The organism is Janthinobacterium sp. JF4, assembly GCF_059617925.1.
In genome coordinates, this window is record NZ_JCAQAV010000001.1 from 124,691 (window position 1) to 142,816 (window position 18,126).

The 18,126-nt window shown below is 66.8% G+C and carries 12 protein-coding genes; 5 read left to right on the plus strand and 7 right to left on the minus strand.

Going from position 1 to position 18,126, the window contains the following annotated elements; genetic code table 11:
• Nucleotides 1–5: 5 nt before the first annotated feature.
• The 4 genes from moaA to AC54AF_RS00500 all read left to right on the plus strand — a co-directional run bounded on the left by moaA (nucleotide 6) and on the right by AC54AF_RS00500 (nucleotide 5,088).
• On the plus strand, nucleotides 6–992 hold the full coding sequence (moaA, locus tag AC54AF_RS00485) for a GTP 3',8-cyclase MoaA (protein ID WP_496634508.1): 987 nt from the start codon (nucleotides 6–8) through the stop codon (nucleotides 990–992).
• A gap of 160 nt (nucleotides 993–1,152) precedes the next feature.
• Nucleotides 1,153–3,054 (plus strand): type IV pili methyl-accepting chemotaxis transducer N-terminal domain-containing protein, encoded by a 1,902-nt coding sequence (locus tag AC54AF_RS00490; protein WP_496634510.1) that lies wholly within the window; start codon nucleotides 1,153–1,155, stop codon nucleotides 3,052–3,054.
• A 24-nt stretch (nucleotides 3,055–3,078) separates the two neighbouring features.
• Complete coding sequence (locus AC54AF_RS00495) at nucleotides 3,079–3,741, plus strand: response regulator (protein WP_496634512.1); 663 nt, start codon at nucleotides 3,079–3,081, stop codon at nucleotides 3,739–3,741.
• Between the two features lie 135 nt (nucleotides 3,742–3,876).
• Nucleotides 3,877–5,088 (plus strand): NnrS family protein, encoded by a 1,212-nt coding sequence (locus AC54AF_RS00500; protein WP_496634514.1) that lies wholly within the window; start codon nucleotides 3,877–3,879, stop codon nucleotides 5,086–5,088.
• Between the two features lie 68 nt (nucleotides 5,089–5,156).
• Here the strand turns inward: AC54AF_RS00500 and AC54AF_RS00505 are convergent, their stop codons facing one another.
• From AC54AF_RS00505 to AC54AF_RS00535, 7 genes are all read right to left on the minus strand, one after another.
• Nucleotides 5,157–8,588 (minus strand): response regulator, encoded by a 3,432-nt coding sequence (locus tag AC54AF_RS00505; RefSeq protein WP_496634516.1) that lies wholly within the window; start codon nucleotides 8,586–8,588, stop codon nucleotides 5,157–5,159.
• A 68-nt stretch (nucleotides 8,589–8,656) separates the two neighbouring features.
• Nucleotides 8,657–10,345, minus strand: coding sequence for a sensor histidine kinase (locus AC54AF_RS00510; protein WP_496634518.1), 1,689 nt, complete (start codon nucleotides 10,343–10,345; stop codon nucleotides 8,657–8,659).
• Between the two features lie 122 nt (nucleotides 10,346–10,467).
• Nucleotides 10,468–12,690 (minus strand): hybrid sensor histidine kinase/response regulator, encoded by a 2,223-nt coding sequence (locus AC54AF_RS00515; RefSeq protein WP_496634520.1) that lies wholly within the window; start codon nucleotides 12,688–12,690, stop codon nucleotides 10,468–10,470.
• Nucleotides 12,687–13,049: an Hpt domain-containing protein gene (locus AC54AF_RS00520; RefSeq protein WP_496634521.1), complete on the minus strand. Its 363-nt coding sequence runs from the start codon at nucleotides 13,047–13,049 to the stop codon at nucleotides 12,687–12,689. Before AC54AF_RS00520 ends, AC54AF_RS00515 begins: the two co-directional genes overlap by 4 nt.
• Before the next feature lie 35 nt (nucleotides 13,050–13,084).
• Entirely contained in the window at nucleotides 13,085–13,711 is a 627-nt protein-coding gene (locus tag AC54AF_RS00525) for a response regulator (RefSeq protein WP_131686156.1), read from the minus strand.
• A gap of 74 nt (nucleotides 13,712–13,785) precedes the next feature.
• Entirely contained in the window at nucleotides 13,786–14,700 is a 915-nt protein-coding gene (locus AC54AF_RS00530) for an HDOD domain-containing protein (RefSeq protein WP_496634523.1), read from the minus strand.
• Nucleotides 14,697–15,326: a hypothetical protein gene (locus tag AC54AF_RS00535; RefSeq protein ID WP_496634525.1), complete on the minus strand. Its 630-nt coding sequence runs from the start codon at nucleotides 15,324–15,326 to the stop codon at nucleotides 14,697–14,699. Before AC54AF_RS00535 ends, AC54AF_RS00530 begins: the two co-directional genes overlap by 4 nt.
• Nucleotides 15,327–15,655: 329 nt before the next feature.
• Here AC54AF_RS00535 and AC54AF_RS00540 point away from each other — a divergent pair, with 329 nt between their 5' ends.
• Nucleotides 15,656–18,097: a membrane-bound PQQ-dependent dehydrogenase, glucose/quinate/shikimate family gene (locus tag AC54AF_RS00540; RefSeq protein ID WP_496634527.1), complete on the plus strand. Its 2,442-nt coding sequence runs from the start codon at nucleotides 15,656–15,658 to the stop codon at nucleotides 18,095–18,097.
• The last annotated feature ends 29 nt before the right edge of the window (nucleotides 18,098–18,126 follow it).

An 18,126-nucleotide genomic window follows, 5' to 3' on the forward strand; every position in this document is an offset into this window, starting at 1 on the left:
GCGTCATGGGTAGCGTCAAGTTGCAGGACCGTTTTGGCCGTTCGATCGATTATGTGCGGCTGTCCGTCACCGACCGCTGCGATTTGCGCTGCAGTTATTGCATGCCCAAGGGCTTTCGCGGCTTCGAGGAGCCGAAGGACTGGCTGACGTTCGACGAGATCGAGCGCCTGCTGGGTATTTTTGTGCGCCTTGGCACGCGCCGCGTGCGCCTGACGGGCGGCGAACCCCTGTTGCGGCGCAACCTGCCGGAACTGGCGCAGCGGCTGACGGCGCTGCCTGGCCTGCAGGACTTGTCGCTGTCGACGAATGCCACCCAATTGGGCAAGCACGCCGTGGCCCTGCGTGCGGCGGGCGTGGACCGTATCAACGTCAGCCTCGATTCGCTGGACCGCGCCTGCATGCAGCAGATCACAGGGCGCGACAGCCTGCAGCCGATTTTAGATGGTCTGATGGCGGGCAAGGCGGCCGGCTTCGACCCGATCAAGATCAATATGGTGGCCATGCGCGGCGTCAATGACGGCCAGATCGAGGCCATGGCGGCCTTTTGCATCGAGCAGCAGTTCATCCTGCGCCTGATCGAAGCCATGCCGATGGGCAGCACGGGCCGCAATGCCAGCTACATGCCGCTGGGCCCTGTGCGCGAGCGCCTGGCGGCCCGCTTTGGCCTGGTGCCGCAGGCGCAAGAACTAGGTGGCGGGCCGGCGCGCTACATGGCGACAGCCGATGGACGCTCGAGCATCGGCTTCATCACGCCGATGTCGCAGCATTTCTGCGCCACCTGCAACCGGGTGCGCCTGTCCGTCGATGGTACCCTGTACCTGTGCCTGGGCCAGGAAGAGAAATTCGCCCTTGGCCCCATGCTGCGCGGCGGGGCCACGGATGCGGAGATCGAAGCGGCGATCCGCGCTGCCATTGAACTCAAGCCGCAGCAGCATGATTTCAATACGCAGCCGGACAAGATAGTGCGCTTCATGGCGCAGACCGGTGGATGAATGGCGGTGTCAATACTGGGGTCAGACCCGCCGGGGAAATACGTCCCAGTGGGCCGTATTTCGATCTGCGGGGACTGACCCCGGATCTTGGCTTGTGGGTGGAATGATGTCGCTGACTTGACGGCATAGGAGCCACAAACAGGCATTTATTAGGGGCGGTATGAAATTCAAGGCGATGTTTTCCTCCTGGCAGAAACTGTCGACCAAGATCGTCGGCGCGCTGCTGCTCATGCTGGTGCTGGCCCTGAGCGCCATCGGCTGCACCCTGTTCCTGTCGTGGCAGCTCGAAGGCAGTTCGGCCGCCATCAACGAGACGGGCCGGCTGCGCATGCAGACCTACCGCCTGACCCTCTTGCTTGCCAGCGACGCCCGCGAACAGGCGCGCCAGCAGGTGCTGCTGATCGACGAGACCCTGGCCAAGATCGGCCACGGCGACCCGCAGCGCCCCCTGTTCCTGCCCCCCAGTACGGCCATCAAGTCGGAATTCGAGCGCATCGGCACTGCCTGGCGCGGCGCCTTGCGTCCGGCCGCCCTGGCCGCCGATTCCAGCGCGCGCGCGCGCCAGTTCGAGCATGACGCCGACACCTTCGTCGGCCAGGTCGATCAATTGGTGCGCCTGATCGAGCACGATAGCGAACAGCGCACCTTCTGGCTGCGCGCCTCGCAGCTGATCCTCGTCGGCATGGCCGTCATCGGCACGGTCAGCATGATTTACCTGATGTTCATGCTCATCATCGAACCGGTCACGCGGCTGCGCCTGGGCATGCAGCGCATGAAGGAGCGCGATTTCAGCGTGCGCCTGGCGGTGGAAAGCAATGACGAATTCGGCCAGCTGGCCAGTGGCTTCAACCAGATGGCCGACCGCCTGCAGGCGCTGTACGGCAACCTGGAAGAGGGCGTGCGCAGCAAGACGGCCACCCTCGAATACCGCAACCGCGAACTGGCGCTGCTGTACGAAAGCGCCGCTTTCCTCCAGCGCCCGCAGCCTCTGGAAGACATTTGCGGCGGCTTCATGCAGCGCATCGTCGACTATTTCGAGGCCGATGGCTCCACCGTGCGCGTGCTCGACGCCGAGCGCGGCAACCTGCACATGGTGGTGCACCACGGCCTGTCCGAGGAACTGGTGGCGTCCGAGCATTGCCTGAAGGTGGGCGATTGCCTGTGCGGCACGGCTGTCGAAATGAAGGTGGCGAAGGTGCACGACATGCGCCGCATCGACAAGGCGCACGAACTGCGCTGCCACCGCGAGGGCTTTGCCACCGTCTCCGTCTTCCATATCCACGCGCATGAACAGCACCTGGGCTTCTTCAACCTGCATTTCCGCCACGCGCGCGTGTTTTCCGCTCGCGAACTGGCCTTGCTGGAAACCCTGGGCCAGCTGCTGGGCATCGCCCTGGAAAACCTGCGCCTGGCCGCGCGCGAACGCGAAATGGCCATCTCGGAAGAGCGCAACCTGGTGGCGCAAGGCCTGCACGACAGCATCGCGCAAAGCCTCAATTTCCTCAACCTGCAAGTGCAGATGCTCGACGACTCCGTGCGCAACGCCCGTTTCGACGAGGTGGCGGGCATCGTGCCGGCCCTGCATGCGGGCGTGAAGGAAAGCTACGAGGACGTGCGCGAATTGCTGGCCAACTTCCGCAGCCGCCTGATGGAAGACGATTTGATCGGCTCCCTGCGCGCTGCGATCGACAAGTTCCGCCGCCAGACGGGCATCGAGGCCGAGCTGCTGGCCGACGTCGACGGCGCGCCATTCCCCCGCGAGCAGCAATTGCAGTTATTATTCATCGTGCAGGAAGCGCTGTCGAACATCCGCAAGCACGCCCAGGCCAGCCACGTCGAGGTGCGCCTGGCCGATCACCAGGACTTTACCTTGACGATCAGCGACAATGGCGTCGGCTTCGATGCCGCCGCCGTACTGGAAAAGGGCGACAGCCATGTCGGCATCCATATCATGCGCGAGCGCGCGCAGCGCATCGACGCCACGTTCGACGTGCACGCCTGTCCCGGCGGCGGCACGACCGTCGAACTGCACCTGTCGCGCGCGCAGCGCCGCGCCGCCTGAGTAACTACCTGAAAGTATAAAAAAATGGAGACACCCGAGAAACCGATCACCGTCATGCTGGTGGACGACCACGCGCTGTTCCGCAGCGGCATACGCTCGCTGCTGCAGCGGCATACGGACTTTTCCGTCGTGGGCGAGGCGGCCGATGGCGTGGAAGGCATCAAGCGCGCCATCCAGCTGCAGCCCGACGTGGTGCTGCTGGACCTGAACATGGCCGGCATGTCCGGCGTGGAAGCGCTGCAGCTGATGCAGCACGACTGTCCCGACACGGCCATCGTCATGCTGACCGTGTCGGAAGACGCGGAAGACCTGGCCACGGCCCTGCGCGCGGGCGCCTGCGGCTACCTGATCAAGAATATCGACGCCGACTACCTGGTGCGCGCCATCCGCCGCGCTGCCGCCGGCGAAGTCGTCATCGCCGAAGCCATGACGGGCAAGCTGGTGGCGCAGCTGCAGGCGGGCACGCGGCGCCAGGAGCCCGTGTCGGAACTCGACAAGCTCACGCCGCGCGAAAAGGAAATCATCGACTGCCTGTCGCGCGGCGAGAGCAACAAGGGCATCGCCCGCACCCTCGACCTGGCCGAAAGCACGGTCAAGATCCACGTGCAGAACGTGCTGAAAAAACTCAACCTCACCAGCCGCGTGCAGGCGGCCGTGTACGCGGTCGAGCACCGCCAGGGCAAGTAGCCGGGCAGTTGGGGGCTGGCCCGCCGGGTCGGCCCCCATGCCCGCTTCCATCTATTTCGCTAGTTCTTTTTGCCGATAGGCGTTCTCGCGCTTTTAAAGTAGTATATTGAATATATCTTTAAAAGAGAGCCCATCATGGCCATCACCCCGATCAGCGAACCATCTTCTTCTCCCGCCGCCTCCGGCGCGGCGCCCTGGCATGCCGGCCACGCCGTCTGGCAGCTGGGTTTCCGCCCGTTCTACCTGCTGGCGGCCGTGTTTGCGGCCGTCAGCATTCCCCTGTGGCTGGCCAGCTATTTCGGCGTGCTTGCGGGCGGTCTGCAGGTGGGACTGGGCTGGCATATGCACGAGATGGTGTTCGGCTTCGCGCTGGCCGTCGTCGTTGGTTTCCTCTACACGGCGGGGCGCAACTGGACGGGCTTGCCCACGCCGCACGGCGCCCAGCTGATGGCGCTGGCGGCGTTGTGGCTGGCGGGGCGTATCGCCATGCTGTGCGGCCCCGGCGTGCTGCCGGCGCTGGTCGAGTGGCTGTTCCTGCCGCTGGCCGCCTGGCCCCTGTATCTGGTGCTGCGCCGCTCGGGCAATACGCGCAACCTGTTCCTGGTCGGCTTGCTGGCCTTGCTGGCGCTGGCCAATGGCCTGTTCCACGCGGCAGTGCTGGGCTGGCTGACGTTATCCGTATTCGTGCCCGTGCAGGCGGCCATTTTCATCATCGTGCTGATCGAATCGGTGATCGGCGCGCGCGTGATCCCCATGTTTACCCGCAATGGCGCACCCGGCAGTACGCCTGTGGCCAGTCCGCAGCGGGCCTTGATCGCCGTGGCCTGCATGGCGGCCGCCGCCATCGCCTGGCTGGCTGGCGCGTCCGCCTGGCTGACGGCGCCGCTGGCTTTCTGCGCTGCCGGCGTCTCGCTGGCCAATCTGCTGGCCTGGCAGCCGCAGCGCACGCTGCGCGTGCCCTTGCTATGGATTTTGCACCTGTCGTACGCGTGGATCGGCATCGGCTTCGCGCTGCTGGCGGCCGCCAGCCTGGGCCTGCTGCCGGCCAGCGCCGCGTTTCACGCGCTGGCGGTGGGCTCGATGGCGGGATTGATCATCGGCATGATGACGCGCACCACGCTGGGCCACACGGGCCGTCCTTTGAAGGGCGGCCGGGCGGAAGCGGCGATGTACTGGCTGATCCAGCTGGGCGCGCTGGCGCGCCTGCTGGCCGCCGTCGGCCCTGCCGCGCTGGCCCTGCCGCTGCTGCTGGCGGCCGGGGCGTGCTGGTCGCTGGCCTTTGGCCTGTATGCGTGCGTGTATGCGCCGTACCTGTGGCGCGCCAGGGTGGACGGCCGCGAAGGGTAGGCCGGTATCAGAAAGGACGCCAGAACAGCAGTTTTCTTATCCCCAGCAGCGGCTCCCCGCACGCGATTTCATGTTGACAGGTTTGTCATCGGCACGGGCGGCTGGCCGGGCGGCGTCTGTGCCGTGAATGCGGCGACGGCCTCGATGGCCTGCGCCAGCGCCTGTTCCAGTGCATCGAGGGCAGCGGCCGCATCGTCGCCCGCGTGCAGCATCTGTTCAGCTTGCTGGGCCGCATGCAGGGTGGCGGGCAGGGCCAGGCTGCCGGCCACGCCCGCCAGCTTGTGCGCCAGCGCGGCGGCGTCGCCGCGCGCATCGGCCGCCAGCAGCGCGCGCATGGCGCCCACCGTGTCGCTATAGGTGACGCCAAAGCGCGACAGGTGCTGGCGGTAGGGCGCTTCATCGCGCCACTGCGCCATCGCCTGCGCCACGTCGATCGCGGGCGCCGCGCCGCTCGCCTGCGACGGCGTCGCCTCCCCGGCCGCGGCCGGCGGCAGGGCTGGCAGCCCTTGCGCGTGGCGCCGGTGCGCGCGCGCGATCAGGGCGATGGTCTGCGGCACGTCGAACGGTTTGCTGATGAAATGGTTCACGCCCGCTTCCAGTGCCGCCGTGCGCTGTGTCTGGAACGCGCCGGCTGTCAGCGCCACCACGGGCAAGTCCTGGAACTGCGGCAACTGGCGCAGCGCGCGCGTCGCCTGCAAGCCATCCATGACGGGCATCTGCACATCCATCAGCACGATGTCGACGTCGGCGGGGTGGGCCAGCAGCCAGTCCAGCGCCTGCTGGCCATCGCAGGCGAACGAGGGCACGGCCCCCTGGTCGCACAGGATATGCTTGACCACGTCGCGGTTGATCTCGCTGTCGTCGACTACCAGCACGCGCACGCCGGCCAGCTGGCGTTCTTCCAGCGCAACAAGACTGGCGTCCAGGCCGGCGGCCCTGGCGCGCTGCTGGCGCGCTTCCATCGTCGCGTTGTACAGGCTGGACGCGGTCACCGGTTCGTTGAGGATGGCATCGGCGGCATGGACCGGGTCGGTACTTCGCCGCGCCGGCGCTGTCGCTGGCGCGCCGCTGGCTGCCAGGATGACGACGGGGCAGGCCTGCGGCGGCAAATACTCGCGCAGCGCGCGCGCCGTGGTTTCGCCATCCATGTCCGGCATGCGCGCTGCCAGCAGGATGACGCCGGGCCGCGCGTCCTCGGCGCAGGCCAGCGCATGATCGAGTGCCGCCTGGCCGCCGGATACGGCATGCACGCTCCAGCCCAGGCCTTGCGCCACGGCGGCCACGGCGGCGCGCGTGTCTGCCTTGCCGTCGGCCAGCAAGACGGACATTCCCTGCATGTCGGGCGGGGACGGGGCTTTGGTTGGCATCAGTTGCAGCGGCACCGTGAAACTGAACGCGCTGCCTTGGCCCAGGCCGCTTGTCAGGCGCAGGGAGCCGCCCATCAGGCGTACCAGCTGGCGGCAGATGGTCAGGCCCAGGCCGGTGCCGCCGAAGCGGCGCGTGGTGGAAGTGTCGGCCTGGGCGAAGGCGGAAAAGATCGCCTCCTGCACGTCGGGGGCGATGCCGATGCCCGTGTCGCGCACGCAAAAGCGCAGCACCGCGGCGTCGCCTTCGCGGCTTTCCAGTGCGCTCGTCAGCTCGACCGTGCCCTGCGTGGTGAACTTGATGGCATTGCTGGTCAGGTTGACCAGCACTTGCTCCAGCCGCAGCGCGTCGCCCATCACCTGGTCGACGCCATCGGGCAGCGGCCCGATCCGCACCTCGATCGGCTTGTCATGCGCGGCCACGCCCATGCTGGCGGCGATCTTCTCGATCACCTCGGCCAGGCGGAACGGCGCCTGTTCGATGGTCATGTGGCCCGCCTCGATTTTCGACACGTCGAGCACGTCGTTGATGATGCCCAGCAGGGACTGGCCGGCGGCGCGGATCTTGCGCGCCATCGGCAGCGCTTCGCCATCGAAGCCGTCCCTTTCCAGCAGCCAGGCCATGCCGAGGATGGCGTTGAGCGGCGAGCGGATTTCATGGCTCATGTTGGCGAGGAATTCCGCCTTGCTGCGGTTGGCCGCTTCGGCCGCGTCGCGCGCCAGCAGCATGGCCTCTTCGGCCTGCTTTTGCGCGGAAATATCCTGGGCAAAGATCAGGGTGGCCGGTCCATCCTTGAGCAGCACGCGCGTGGTGGTCTTGAACATGGGCACGGGCAGCCCCTGCTTGCCCAGGCCGACGGCCTCGAACACCTGTTCGCTGGGCGAGTCCGCCTCGATCAGCGCTTCGTTGGCGGCCAGCGCCGCCAGCGATGGCGCGGCAATCATGGCGGACCAGGGCAGGCCGTTCAGATTATCTTCCAGCGTGTAGCCGTGCAGCCTGCGGTAGCGGGGATTCGAGTAGATGAAGCGGCCGTGGCGCAGGATGGCGATGGCCACGGGCGCATCTTCGATCAAGGTGCGAAAGCGCGTTTCGCTGTCGGACACGGCCTGCATGGCCTGGCGCTCCCTTTCCTGTTCCGCATGCCAGGCGGCTTGCTGCCGCCGCCGCCGCTGGCTCCAGAACAGCAGGCTGGCACCGGCCAGCGCCAGCATGGCAAAGGAGAGAATGTAGCCGAGTGCCTGGCGCCGCAGCGGGGCGGCGATGGCCGCTTCTTCGCGGCTCAGGCCGATGAAGAGGGCGCGGTCCATGTGCAGGGCCGGCGGGGCGATGGTGGCCATCGCCATGACGCGGGGAGCGGTGCGGGCGCCGGCGCCGGCAATCTCGACGCCGCTCAGCACGCCCGCCTGATAGCCGCTGTCGCGAAAGCGCCGCAGGAAGCTGCCGGGGACGTCCATATTGCCGCCATTGGCAGTCCTGGCCGGATAGTTCAGGAACTGCCGGCCGTCGGCATGCAGCACCACGGCCCAGACGTCGGCGGCATACATGGCGGTGCGGAACTTGGCCGTGAAGTATTCGCGGTCGAAGGTGGCCACCACCACGCCGGCAAAGCGGCCTTGCCTGTCCTGTACCATGCGCGACGCCGTGATGACCAGGTCCCCCTTGAAGGAGTGGAAGGGCGCCGAGATGTACAGCATGCGCGCATCCGGGGCGTCGCGCGCCGTCTGGAAGTAGCCGCGGCGCGAAAAATCCTGGCCGGCCAGTTCCGGAATGTTGGTGGCGATCGGCTTGCCTTGCGCATCAATGACCAGCACGGTGCGCACGCCGGGCATGGCGTCGACCAGTGCGGCCAGGCGCCGGGGCAGGGCTTGCCCGGCATCGGGTGCGGCGCCGGCAGCCAGATAGTCGCGGATCACGCCGCCGAGCACCAGGTTGGTCGCCGCCAGGTCGACTTCGATATTTTTTGCCAGCAGCGCCGTCAGCACGCTGAGGCGCTCGCGTTCGGCCTCGTCATGGCGCGTGGCTTCGGCCAGATGCGCATAGGCGAGGGCGGCAGCGACGATGAGCAGCCCGAGAAGTAAAAACAGCCATTCGATCCATTGTCTGCGCACTGCCGCCGCATCTGTGTGATAGGTCATGTGGCGATGCTATACCCGATATGCACGGAGAACAACTTTTGCGCACAACTATGCATGCGATAGTGTGGTCAATTTGCCTTCGCCGCCATCGCGCGGGCCGTACCGCCCAGCGGCAAGCGCAGGCGGAAGACGGCGCCCTGGCCCGGCGCGGAGGTCACGCCGATGCTGCCGCCCATCAGCGTGACGAGCTGGCGCGCGATGGCCAGGCCCATGCCGGCGCCGTCATGGGCGCGGCTTGGCGAGTCGTCGGCCTGCGAGAATTTGTCGAAGATGATCCCCTGCTGCGCCAGGGCGATGCCGATGCCCGTATCGCGCACCTCGATCTGCAGGTCCGCGCCGCTGTGCATGACGTGCACGTCGACCCGCCCCGCGGCCGTGTAGCGGATGGCGTTATCTAACAGGATATCGAGCACGCGCACCAGACGGACGCGGTCGCAATCGATGCTGGGCGGCGTGGCGGGCGCGATCTGCGCGGCCAGCTGCAAGCCCTTGCGCGCCGCGCGCGGACGGTGCGGCGCCAGGGCCAGGTCCAGCAGCTGCTCCAACGGCGCGGCGCTTGACTCCAGCCGTACCTGGTCGTGCTCGAGCGCGCTCAATTCCATCGCCGCCTCGACCATGGCCAGCAGCTGGCGGCCGCTGTCCTGTATCGTTTGCGCGCAGGCGGCCTGTTCCGGCTCGCGCAGCTGCTCCAGCAGCAGCTCGGAGAAACCGAGGATGCCATTCAGGGGGGTGCGCAGTTCATGCGACATGTTCGACAGGAAGCGCGACTTGGCTTCGCTGGCGGCGATGGCCCTGGCGCGGCTGTCGACCAGGCGGCCGATCAGCAGCACCAGCGCGGCCCACGACAGCACGATCAGCGCGCTCGTGATGGCCGCCATCAGCAAAGCCTGGTTGCGGCGCGAGACGTAGTCGGCCAGTACCGTGTCGCGGTCCAGCCCGACCAGCATGTAGAGCGGGTAGCCGGCCAGTTTTTCGAACGCATACAGGCGCAGGGTGCCGTCGACGGGACTGCGCTCGGTGAAGCTGCCCCGCGCTTTACCTTGCATCAAGGAAAATACCTTGCTGTCGCCGATATCCTGGCCGATGCTGTTGACGGCGCCGACCCGGCGCGCGCGCACCACGCCGTCGCTGCCGACGAGCGTGAGGGAGCTGTTCTCTCCCAGGTCGACTTCGTCGTATAGGCGGGTAAAGTAATACGGGTCCATCGAGACCACCACCACGCCCTTGAATCGGCCATCGGCATGGTTGATGCGGCGGGTCATCTGGATCGACCATTTTTTCGACACGCGGCCCAGTACCGGCTTGCTGATATACAGTTCTCCGCTGTCGCGCTGCATGTGTACCCGGATGTGCTCGCGGTCGGCCAGGTTGGTCGGCTGGAAGGGGCGGCTCGACAGTACCGTGTCGCCCTGTTCGTCGACGATGGTAAACAGGTTGTACAGGGGGCCGGGATTGAGACCTTGCTGCAGATCCGCCACGATGTCGAGGCGGCCGCCCAGCGCCTGGTAGCGGCTGCGCAAATACGTGGCCGCCTGGTCCGCCGCTTCGATTGTGCGGATCGCGTGCTCGTCGAAGACGCGCGCCATGCTGCGCGCATCGCGCCCGGCGCCGGCGATGGCGGCGTCACTGGCATGCCGCAGTTGCAGCACGGTGATGCTCCACAGCCCCGCCAGCAGGAGCGCCATGAAGAGCGACAGCAGGGTGCGCGTATCCATGCGCTCCCAGGCCATCGCCTTCCAGTATCTGTGCTGTCGCATGTCGCCTCCGCAAGGTGTGCCAGGTGTGCCAGGTCTGCCGCCATGGGCGGACGTCAGGGGGCGCCGGCGCGTCGATTTATCAATTATAGTAACTATAATTGATTTTATCGAATAAATCGATTTTATGTGGAAAGTGTTGTATTTGGTTCCAGCCAGCGCTCGACCATCGCGCGCAGCTGGGCGGCCGTGAACGGTTTGGACAGATAATCGTCCATGCCGGCCGCCGCGCAGCGCTGCCGGTCATCTTCGGTGGCGCCGGCCGTGAGGGCGATGACGGGCAGGTGCGGCGCGCCGCTGGCCGCTTCGCGGGCGCGCAGGGCCTGGCACGCCTGGTAACCGTCCATGACGGGCATCATGCAGTCCATCAGGACCAGGTCGTATTGCTGTTCGGCCAGGGCTTGCAGGCCCAGCGCGCCGTTCTCCGCCGTGTCGATGCTGTAGCCGCGGCCGCCCAGCTGCAGGCACACCAGCTGGCGGTTCAGCGCCGTATCCTCGACCAGCAGGATACGCGCCCCTGGTGCCGATGCCTGCGCCGGCGCCGGGGCAGGCGCAGGCGCGGAGGGCGTCGCTATCTCTGGTGCCGGCGCCTGGGCCGCCATGCAGGGGATGCGCACGGTGAAGCGGGAACCGGCGCCAGGCGCGCTGCTGCAGAAAATCTCGCCGCCCAGCAGGGTCACCAGGTGCTTGCAGATGGACAGGCCCAGCCCCGTGCCGCCGTAGGCGCCGCTGATGCTGTCGTCGGCCTGGCAAAACGGCTCGAAGATGCGGCTCAGTTGCTGCCCCGTCATGCCGATGCCCTGGTCGCTGACCATGGCGACGAGGCAGGCGCTGGCGCCGTCCGGCGTGGCCGGTTCCAGCTGCAGGCGCACGGTGACGCTGCCGGAGGGAGTGAACTTGATGGCATTGCTGAGCAGGTTGCCGAGGATTTGCGCGAGGCGCGTGCGGTCCGAGCAAATCAGCTGCGGCAAGCTGTTGCCGACTTCGCTGGCAAGGCGCAACTGCTTGCCGTCCGCTTGCGGGCGGTGCAGCGCCAGCACGTCATCGAGCAGCAGGCGCGGGTCGAAGTCGCGCAGCTCGATGCCCATCTGGCCTGCCTCGACCTTGGACAGGTCGAGGATGTCGTTCAGGATGCGCATCAGATGCTGCACGCCATCGCCGATGTGCTGCGCATGCTGCCGCTGCGACGTGTCGAGCGCGGTGTCCTGCAGCAGTTCGGCCATGCCGGCGATGCCGGCCATCGGCGTGCGGATCTCGTGGCTCATGACGGCCAGGAAGCGCGACTTGGCGGCATTCGCCGCTTCTGCGCGCGTTTGCAGCGCCAGCGCCATGGCCGCGTCGCGCTCCTGGCGCCGCAGCAGGGCCATAATCAGCGCGATGGCCCCGGCCAGCACGAGCAGACTGACCACGGCCGCACCGCCCATGGTGCGCAGCATGCGCCGCCAGCCCGCCAGGTAGACCTCGTCCGTCACGGTCACGTTGATGGCCAGCGGATAGTCGCGCACCAGCCGTATGCCGGCCAGGCGATCGACCGCGCGTCCCTGCTCGGCCGCGCGCGGCGTGTCCACCTGCAGCACGCCGTCAGTCTTGCCCTGTTCCAGCAGGCGGTAGGTGCTGCCTGTCAGGTTGCGCTTGCCCATCATGGCGGGCACGGCCGGCCAGCGGGCCAGCAGCGTGTAGTCGCTGCGATACAGGGAAAAGGCCGTGTGTTCGCCGATGCTGGTGCTCTGGAAGAATTTGCTGAAGAAGTCGCACGACAGGCCGACCAGCACCACGCCCAGGAAGTGGCCGTCCGGCCCGCTGATGCGCCGGCTGATGTAGAAGGTCCAGGCGCCATTGCCCTTGTTCTGCACGGGCGCGCTGACATGCATGCCGCCGTGCGGGTGGCGCCGGTGATATTCGAAGTAGTCGCGCTCGTCGAGGCGGATGGACGGCGCGGGAAAGGCGCGGCTGAAGGCCAGTACCGTGGCATCGCTGCCGACGATGGACACCACATCGACTTGCGGCACGCCGCCGATCTTGTGCCGCAGCATCTGCTGCGTGGCCTGGGTGCCGACGGCGGCGGCCAGCGCTTGCGCGTCTGCGGGAGCGACGGCCTCGATCTCCTTGCTGACGCTGTCGAGTACCAGGCTGGCCGCCGTCATGCTCTGCGCCGTGTTTTCCGCCAGCAGCAGCGACAGGTTGGACAGGTCCTGTTTCCAGTCGTCGACGGCTTCGCGGTGCAGCAGCACGCCGGAGACGACGATGCGCAGCGCCAGCAGGCCCACCAGCACCAGACCCACGATAGCGGCCGTGGTGCGCGGCCGATAGCGGTGCACCAGGCGCAGGATGGCCTGGCGCGTGCTCATGCCTGCGCGCCCGTGTATTCCAGCATGCTGCGGCGTACTTCCTGCTCCACTGCGCCGACCAGCACCGCCGTTTCGGCCAGCCAGCCGGTTGCCGCCACGCCCTGGTGGCGCACCAGCTGCTCGAGTTCCGCCAGGCGCGCCACGAGGGCGCTGGCGCCCAGCAGGGCCACGGTGCCGCGCAAGGTATGGCAGCTATGCACGATGGCTTGCGCCGCGCCGCCGCGCACGGCCTGCTCGACGCGCGCAAACATGGCTGGCGCCGTGTCGAGGTAGGTCTGCGACAGGGCGCGGAACATCTCCAGGTCGTGGCCGGTGGCCTGGAACAGCACGGCGGGATCGATGTGGCGATAGGCTGGCAAGGCGGCTCCGGAGCGAGAAGGGAAGCGGTGGCGGGTCAGGCGGCCAGGCTGTTGCGCCGCGCATGGCCGGCGCAGCAGGCGCGCAGATAGCCGCGCAGCTCGTCGTAATTGACGGGCTTGGCAAAGAACACCACGCCGGGGGGCACGCCGCCCCGTTCTTCCAGTTCCTCCGGCGTCAGGCTCGACAGCATGGCGATATGCATGTCCGCCAGCAGCGGGTCGGCCAGGATAGTGCGGATCACCTCGTAGCCGTCGATGCCTTCCATGATGATGTCGGCCAGCAGGATGTCCGGCTGGTCGCGGGCGATTTCCATCAGCGCCTGATAGCCGTTCTCGCAGAAGCGCAGGTCCGCCTGCAAGCCCCATGAGCCGATCTGTTTTTCATACAGCGCGCGTTCGATCGGATTGTCTTCGATCACCAGGATGGAGGGCGGGCGGCCCGATGGGGCGGGGCGGCTGGCCCGTGCCGCGCGCTGGTCCTGGCCTGGCTGGCCGGGATTGCCCTTGTAAGCCTCGACGGCCGCAAGGGGAATGCGCCGGTGGCCGCCCTTGGTCTTCCAGGCTTCGATCACGCCGGCCTCGACCAGTTGTTGCACCGATGTGACCGAGATGCCGAGGATTTCGGCGGCCTTTTGGGTAGTGCAAACGTCTGCAGTGTGCATGATGGGCTTTATAGTCGCGGATGAAGTTGAAGGGAATGATACGCAATCGCGCTCAAAAAATCAATTTCAACGAATTAGATGAATTCACTAAAAACCTGGGCAGCGGCGGGACGGACTCGCGTGCGCGCGCGGCAAGTGGTGGCATGGGCTGGCGGTTCCAGTATCTCGCGCCATTCGCTCCACTCGGCGTTGCTGTGGCGTAGCAGGGTTTCCATGCGTTCCTCATCCAGGCCCAGTACCCGCGCGGCGGCCAGGGCCGGCCCGCGCGGTCCCACGCCGTTGCGCAGTATCAGGTCGCCGAAGCTGCTGGCCAGGTTCAGCAGCCAGGCCAGGTCCGTCATGCGCCCGGCCCGTCCGAAACCGGGCGGCGCGGCATGGCAGAGTACGGCGTCGCACAGGATGTCCGGCATGCCCCAGCCGCGCATGAGCATGGCCGACAGCGCCAGCTGGTGGTGGCCGAAGCGCCGCGACTCGGTGCACAGCAGCCGGGCCCTGGCGGCGTTGCCGTGCTGGCCCAGCAACTGTCCATATTCCTGCGGATGCAAGGTGGCCAGGGCCAGTTGGCCGCAGTTGGCCAGCAAGCCGCAACTGTACAGCTCATCGGCCGGCGCCAGCTGCAGCGCGTCGCCTGCCACGCGGGCCGCGCACGCCATGGCCAGCGAGTGCGACCAGTAGCGCTGCGCGTCGAAATGCGCGCACGTGGCCGCCGGCAGGACCGGGTTGGCGAATGCCTGGCGCAGGGCGGGCAAGCCGATGGCCGCCAGCATCGCCGCGTTGACTGCCGCATGCCTGCGCTCGCCCTGTGGCACGGACGCATTCGCCAGGCCGATGACCTTGCCGGTCAGGGCCGGATCGCAGCCCAGTTGTTCCGCCAGCTCATCGAGCGATACCCGCTGCTGGCACAGGGCCGCCAGCCAGTGGCACCGCCCGGCGGGCGAAGGCAGGATAGCGCCGCCGAGCAGGCGCGCCAGGTCGATGTGCGCGCTCATGGCCGGCTCCCGATGTCGCTGTGGTCATCGGCCTGCGCCACGCCGGCCGTTTGCAGGGCTGTGACCGCCTGCGACAGCGCATCGAGCGCCACCAGCAGTTCCGCATGCAGGCGGCGCAGCGCGCCGATATCGTTGCCAAAGCCCGCATGCACGGCCTGGCGTGCCAGCGCCTGCAAGGGGAGCAGGCCCATGGCGTGGCTGCCGTCGAGAATTTCCTGCGCCAGCACGCGCGCCGGGGCGGCCCGCTCGCAGCGCAGCGCATGGGCGATGCCGGCCAGGCGGTCGCGCGTCTCTGCCACGAACAGGGCCAGAATCTCGCCCTGCAGGCGCCGGTCATAGCCGAACATCGCATCCAGGCGGGCCGCGTCGAATGGCGGCGTGTCCGGCGCCTTGGGTGCTGGTGGCGGCGGTGCGCTGCCGGTTCCCTTGGCCGGTGGGGCCGCCTTGCGCACTTGCAGCAGCGCATGCAAATCGGCCGGCGCCGCGTGGCCAGCCTGGCGCCAGCGGGTGCGGCGCCAGAGCAGGGCGGCCAGCAGCAACAGCAGGCCTGCCAGCGCCAGCGCCGGGCGCATCAGCGTGAGGTCTTCGCAGCGAAGGAATGGGTGAATGGCGAGGAAGGCGTTCATGGCAATGCTCCAGTGCGGTCTATGCAAGTGATTCGGCGTGATGGCGGATCTAAAATGCTTGGCTTGGATGTTTTTTTCATTCTACGACAATAATTTGTTTTATTCGAGAAATTTGTTGTTTATTTATTTTATTTAATGTTCTTTATCAAAAGCCGTATGATTGTGGCGGGCTGGGCGGGCAGGTCGTGTATAAAAAGCCACACGGCATGTAGCGGACGTTCTGGCGTGTGGCACGCTTTGCCAATTAGTGAAAAAATGCAATTTCCTTGACCGCCATCAACTACGGTGCGCAGGCGCGTGCCGCCGACTGACTCTTGTAAAGGAGCATCATGACTGCCTCTGCCCGGCCTGGACCCTTGCTTGTCATCACCGCAGTCATCTTCATCTTGCTGGGCCTGGCGCTTGCCGGCGGCGGCGCCTGGCTCGTCAGCCTGGGCGGTTCCTGGTATTACGTCGTGGCCGGCATCGGCATGCTCATCGCGGGCGCGCTCGTGTGGAAGGGGCGGCGCAGCGCCCAGCTGTTTCTTGCGCTGCTGCTGTTCGCCACCCTGATCTGGTCCGTCATCGAAGTGAAGTTCGACTGGTGGCAATTGCTGCCGCGTCTCGACATCTGGTTCGCCGCCGCCGTCTGGCTGCTGCTGCCGTTCATTGACCGCCGCCTCGATCCGCCGTTGACGGCCGGGGCGAAACCGCGCGACGCGGGCAAGAGCGCCCTGGCCGCCGCCGTGGTGCTGACGGCCGCCGTGGGCGTGTTCTCGCTGTTCCAGGATTACACTACCTTGCACGGCGAAGTGCCGGCCGAAAACATGGCGGCCGCGCCGCAAGGCGATTTCGCGCCCGGCGTGGCGCCCAACGACTGGGCCGCGTATGGCCGCTCCGGCTATGGCGACCGCTACGCGCCGGCCGCGCAGATCACGCCGGCCAACGCCGCGCAGCTGAAACAGGCGTGGGTGTACCACACGGGCGACTTCAAGGGCCCGAACGACCCGCACGAGATCGCCAACGAAGTCACCCCCCTGAAAGTGAACGGCATGCTGTACCTGTGCACGCCGCATAGCATCGTCATCGCGCTGGACCCGGACACGGGCAAGGAGATCTGGCGCCACGATCCGAAGATCAACCGCGACGCGTCCAGCTACCAGCACATGATTTGCCGTGGCGTGGCGTACTGGGACGTCAACGCGGGCCGCGCCAAGGGCGACCCGGCCCCCGAAGCGGCCGGCATGGAATGCCCGCGCCGCATCCTGGCGCCCACCATGGATGCAACCCTGATCGCCGTGAATGCCGATACGGGGGCAGCCTGCAAGAGCTTTGGCGAAAACGGCGTGATTGGCCTGTACCACGGCATGGGCATGAAGAAGCGGGGCTTTTTGATGCCGACGTCGCCGCCGGCCGTGGCGCAAAACGTGGTGGTGATGGCTGCCAGCGTGACCGATAATTTTTCCACGGAAGAGCCGTCGGGCGTGATCCGCGGCTACCATCCCGTGACCGGCAAGCTGATGTGGAACTGGGATGCCTCGAACCCCGACGACACGGCGCCGATTGCCGACGGCAAGACCTACACCAACAATTCACCGAATTCCTGGGGCGTGTCCAGCGTGGATGAAAAGCTGGGCATGGTGTACATTCCGATGGGCAATGAAACGCCCGACACGTGGGGCGGCAACCGCAATCCCCATGGCGAGAAATACAATAGCGCCATCGTCGCGCTGGACCTGGCGACGGGCAAGGTGCGCTGGGTCTATCAGACCGTGCACCACGATATCTGGGACATGGATATCGGCGGCCAGCCCACCCTGGTCGACATCGACACGCCAAAAGGCAGAGTTCCGTCCGTGGTCGCCACGACCAAGCGGGGCGATATCTACGTGATCGACCGGCGCGATGGCAGCCTGGTCGTGCCGGCGCCGGAAAAACCCGTGCCGACGGCCAACGCGGCTCCCGGCGACCGTTTGTCGCCCACGCAGCCATTCTCGGCCCTCACTTTCTTGCCCGAGAAACACATCAGTGAAACGGATATGTGGGGCACGACGCCGTTCGATCAGCTGGCGTGCCGCATCATCTTCCGCCAGCACCGCTACGAAGGCCCGTTCACGCCGCAAACGGTGGCAGAAGGCAAGATCAAGGGCGCCATCATCTCGCCGGGCCCGCTCGGCATCTTCGAGTGGGGCGGGGCGGCCGTCGATCCGGGCCGGCAATTGCTGCTGGTGAACCCCGACTACATGGGCTTCCTGGAACGGCTGGTGCCGCGCGCGCAAGCCAATGCGAAGGGCGGCACGGGTTCGGAAATGGGTTTGCAACCGCAGACGGGCGTGCCGTTTGCCGTGGAAATCAAGCCCTTCCTGTCGCCGCTGGGCTTCCCATGCCAGGCGCCTCCGTGGGGCTATATCGCCGCCGTCGACTTGCGCACCATGAAAAAAGTGTGGATGCACAAGAACGGCACCACGCGCGACAGCGCTCCCGTGCCCATCGCCTTGCCGCTGGGCGTGCCGAGCCTGGGCGGCATCAGCACCACGGGCGGCGGCGTGGCCTTCCTCAGCAGCACGCTCGACTACTACATCCGCGGCTACGACGTGCGCAATGGCAAAACCGTGTGGAAAGCCCGCCTGCCGGCCGGCGGCCAGGCCACGCCAATGAGTTACGTGTCAGACAAGACGGGCAAGCAATATGTGGTGGTGATGGCCGGCGGCCACGGTTCGCTGGGCACGAAGATGGGCGATAGCCTGGTGGCGTTTGCCTTGCCGGAAGGAGCGCAAGAGAAGAAAAAGTAGGAAGGGCCGGGCAGATTAGCGGGCGTTAG

Bases quoted from the DNA above. Each gene is read 5' to 3' on its own strand.
- AC54AF_RS00525 (WP_131686156.1), bottom strand. From the start codon at position 13,711: ATGCACACTGCAGACGTTTGCACTACCCAAAAGGCCGCCGAAATCCTC.
- AC54AF_RS00495 (WP_496634512.1), top strand. From the start codon at position 3,079: ATGGAGACACCCGAGAAACCGATCACCGTCATGCTGGTGGACGACCAC.
- AC54AF_RS00535 (WP_496634525.1), bottom strand. From the start codon at position 15,326: ATGAACGCCTTCCTCGCCATTCACCCATTCCTTCGCTGCGAAGACCTC.
- moaA (WP_496634508.1), top strand. From the start codon at position 6: ATGGGTAGCGTCAAGTTGCAGGACCGTTTTGGCCGTTCGATCGATTAT.
- AC54AF_RS00500 (WP_496634514.1), top strand. From the start codon at position 3,877: ATGGCCATCACCCCGATCAGCGAACCATCTTCTTCTCCCGCCGCCTCC.
- AC54AF_RS00510 (WP_496634518.1), bottom strand. From the start codon at position 10,345: ATGCGACAGCACAGATACTGGAAGGCGATGGCCTGGGAGCGCATGGAT.
- AC54AF_RS00490 (WP_496634510.1), top strand. From the start codon at position 1,153: ATGAAATTCAAGGCGATGTTTTCCTCCTGGCAGAAACTGTCGACCAAG.
- AC54AF_RS00530 (WP_496634523.1), bottom strand. From the start codon at position 14,700: ATGAGCGCGCACATCGACCTGGCGCGCCTGCTCGGCGGCGCTATCCTG.
- AC54AF_RS00540 (WP_496634527.1), top strand. From the start codon at position 15,656: ATGACTGCCTCTGCCCGGCCTGGACCCTTGCTTGTCATCACCGCAGTC.
- AC54AF_RS00515 (WP_496634520.1), bottom strand. From the start codon at position 12,690: ATGAGCACGCGCCAGGCCATCCTGCGCCTGGTGCACCGCTATCGGCCG.
- AC54AF_RS00505 (WP_496634516.1), bottom strand. From the start codon at position 8,588: ATGACCTATCACACAGATGCGGCGGCAGTGCGCAGACAATGGATCGAA.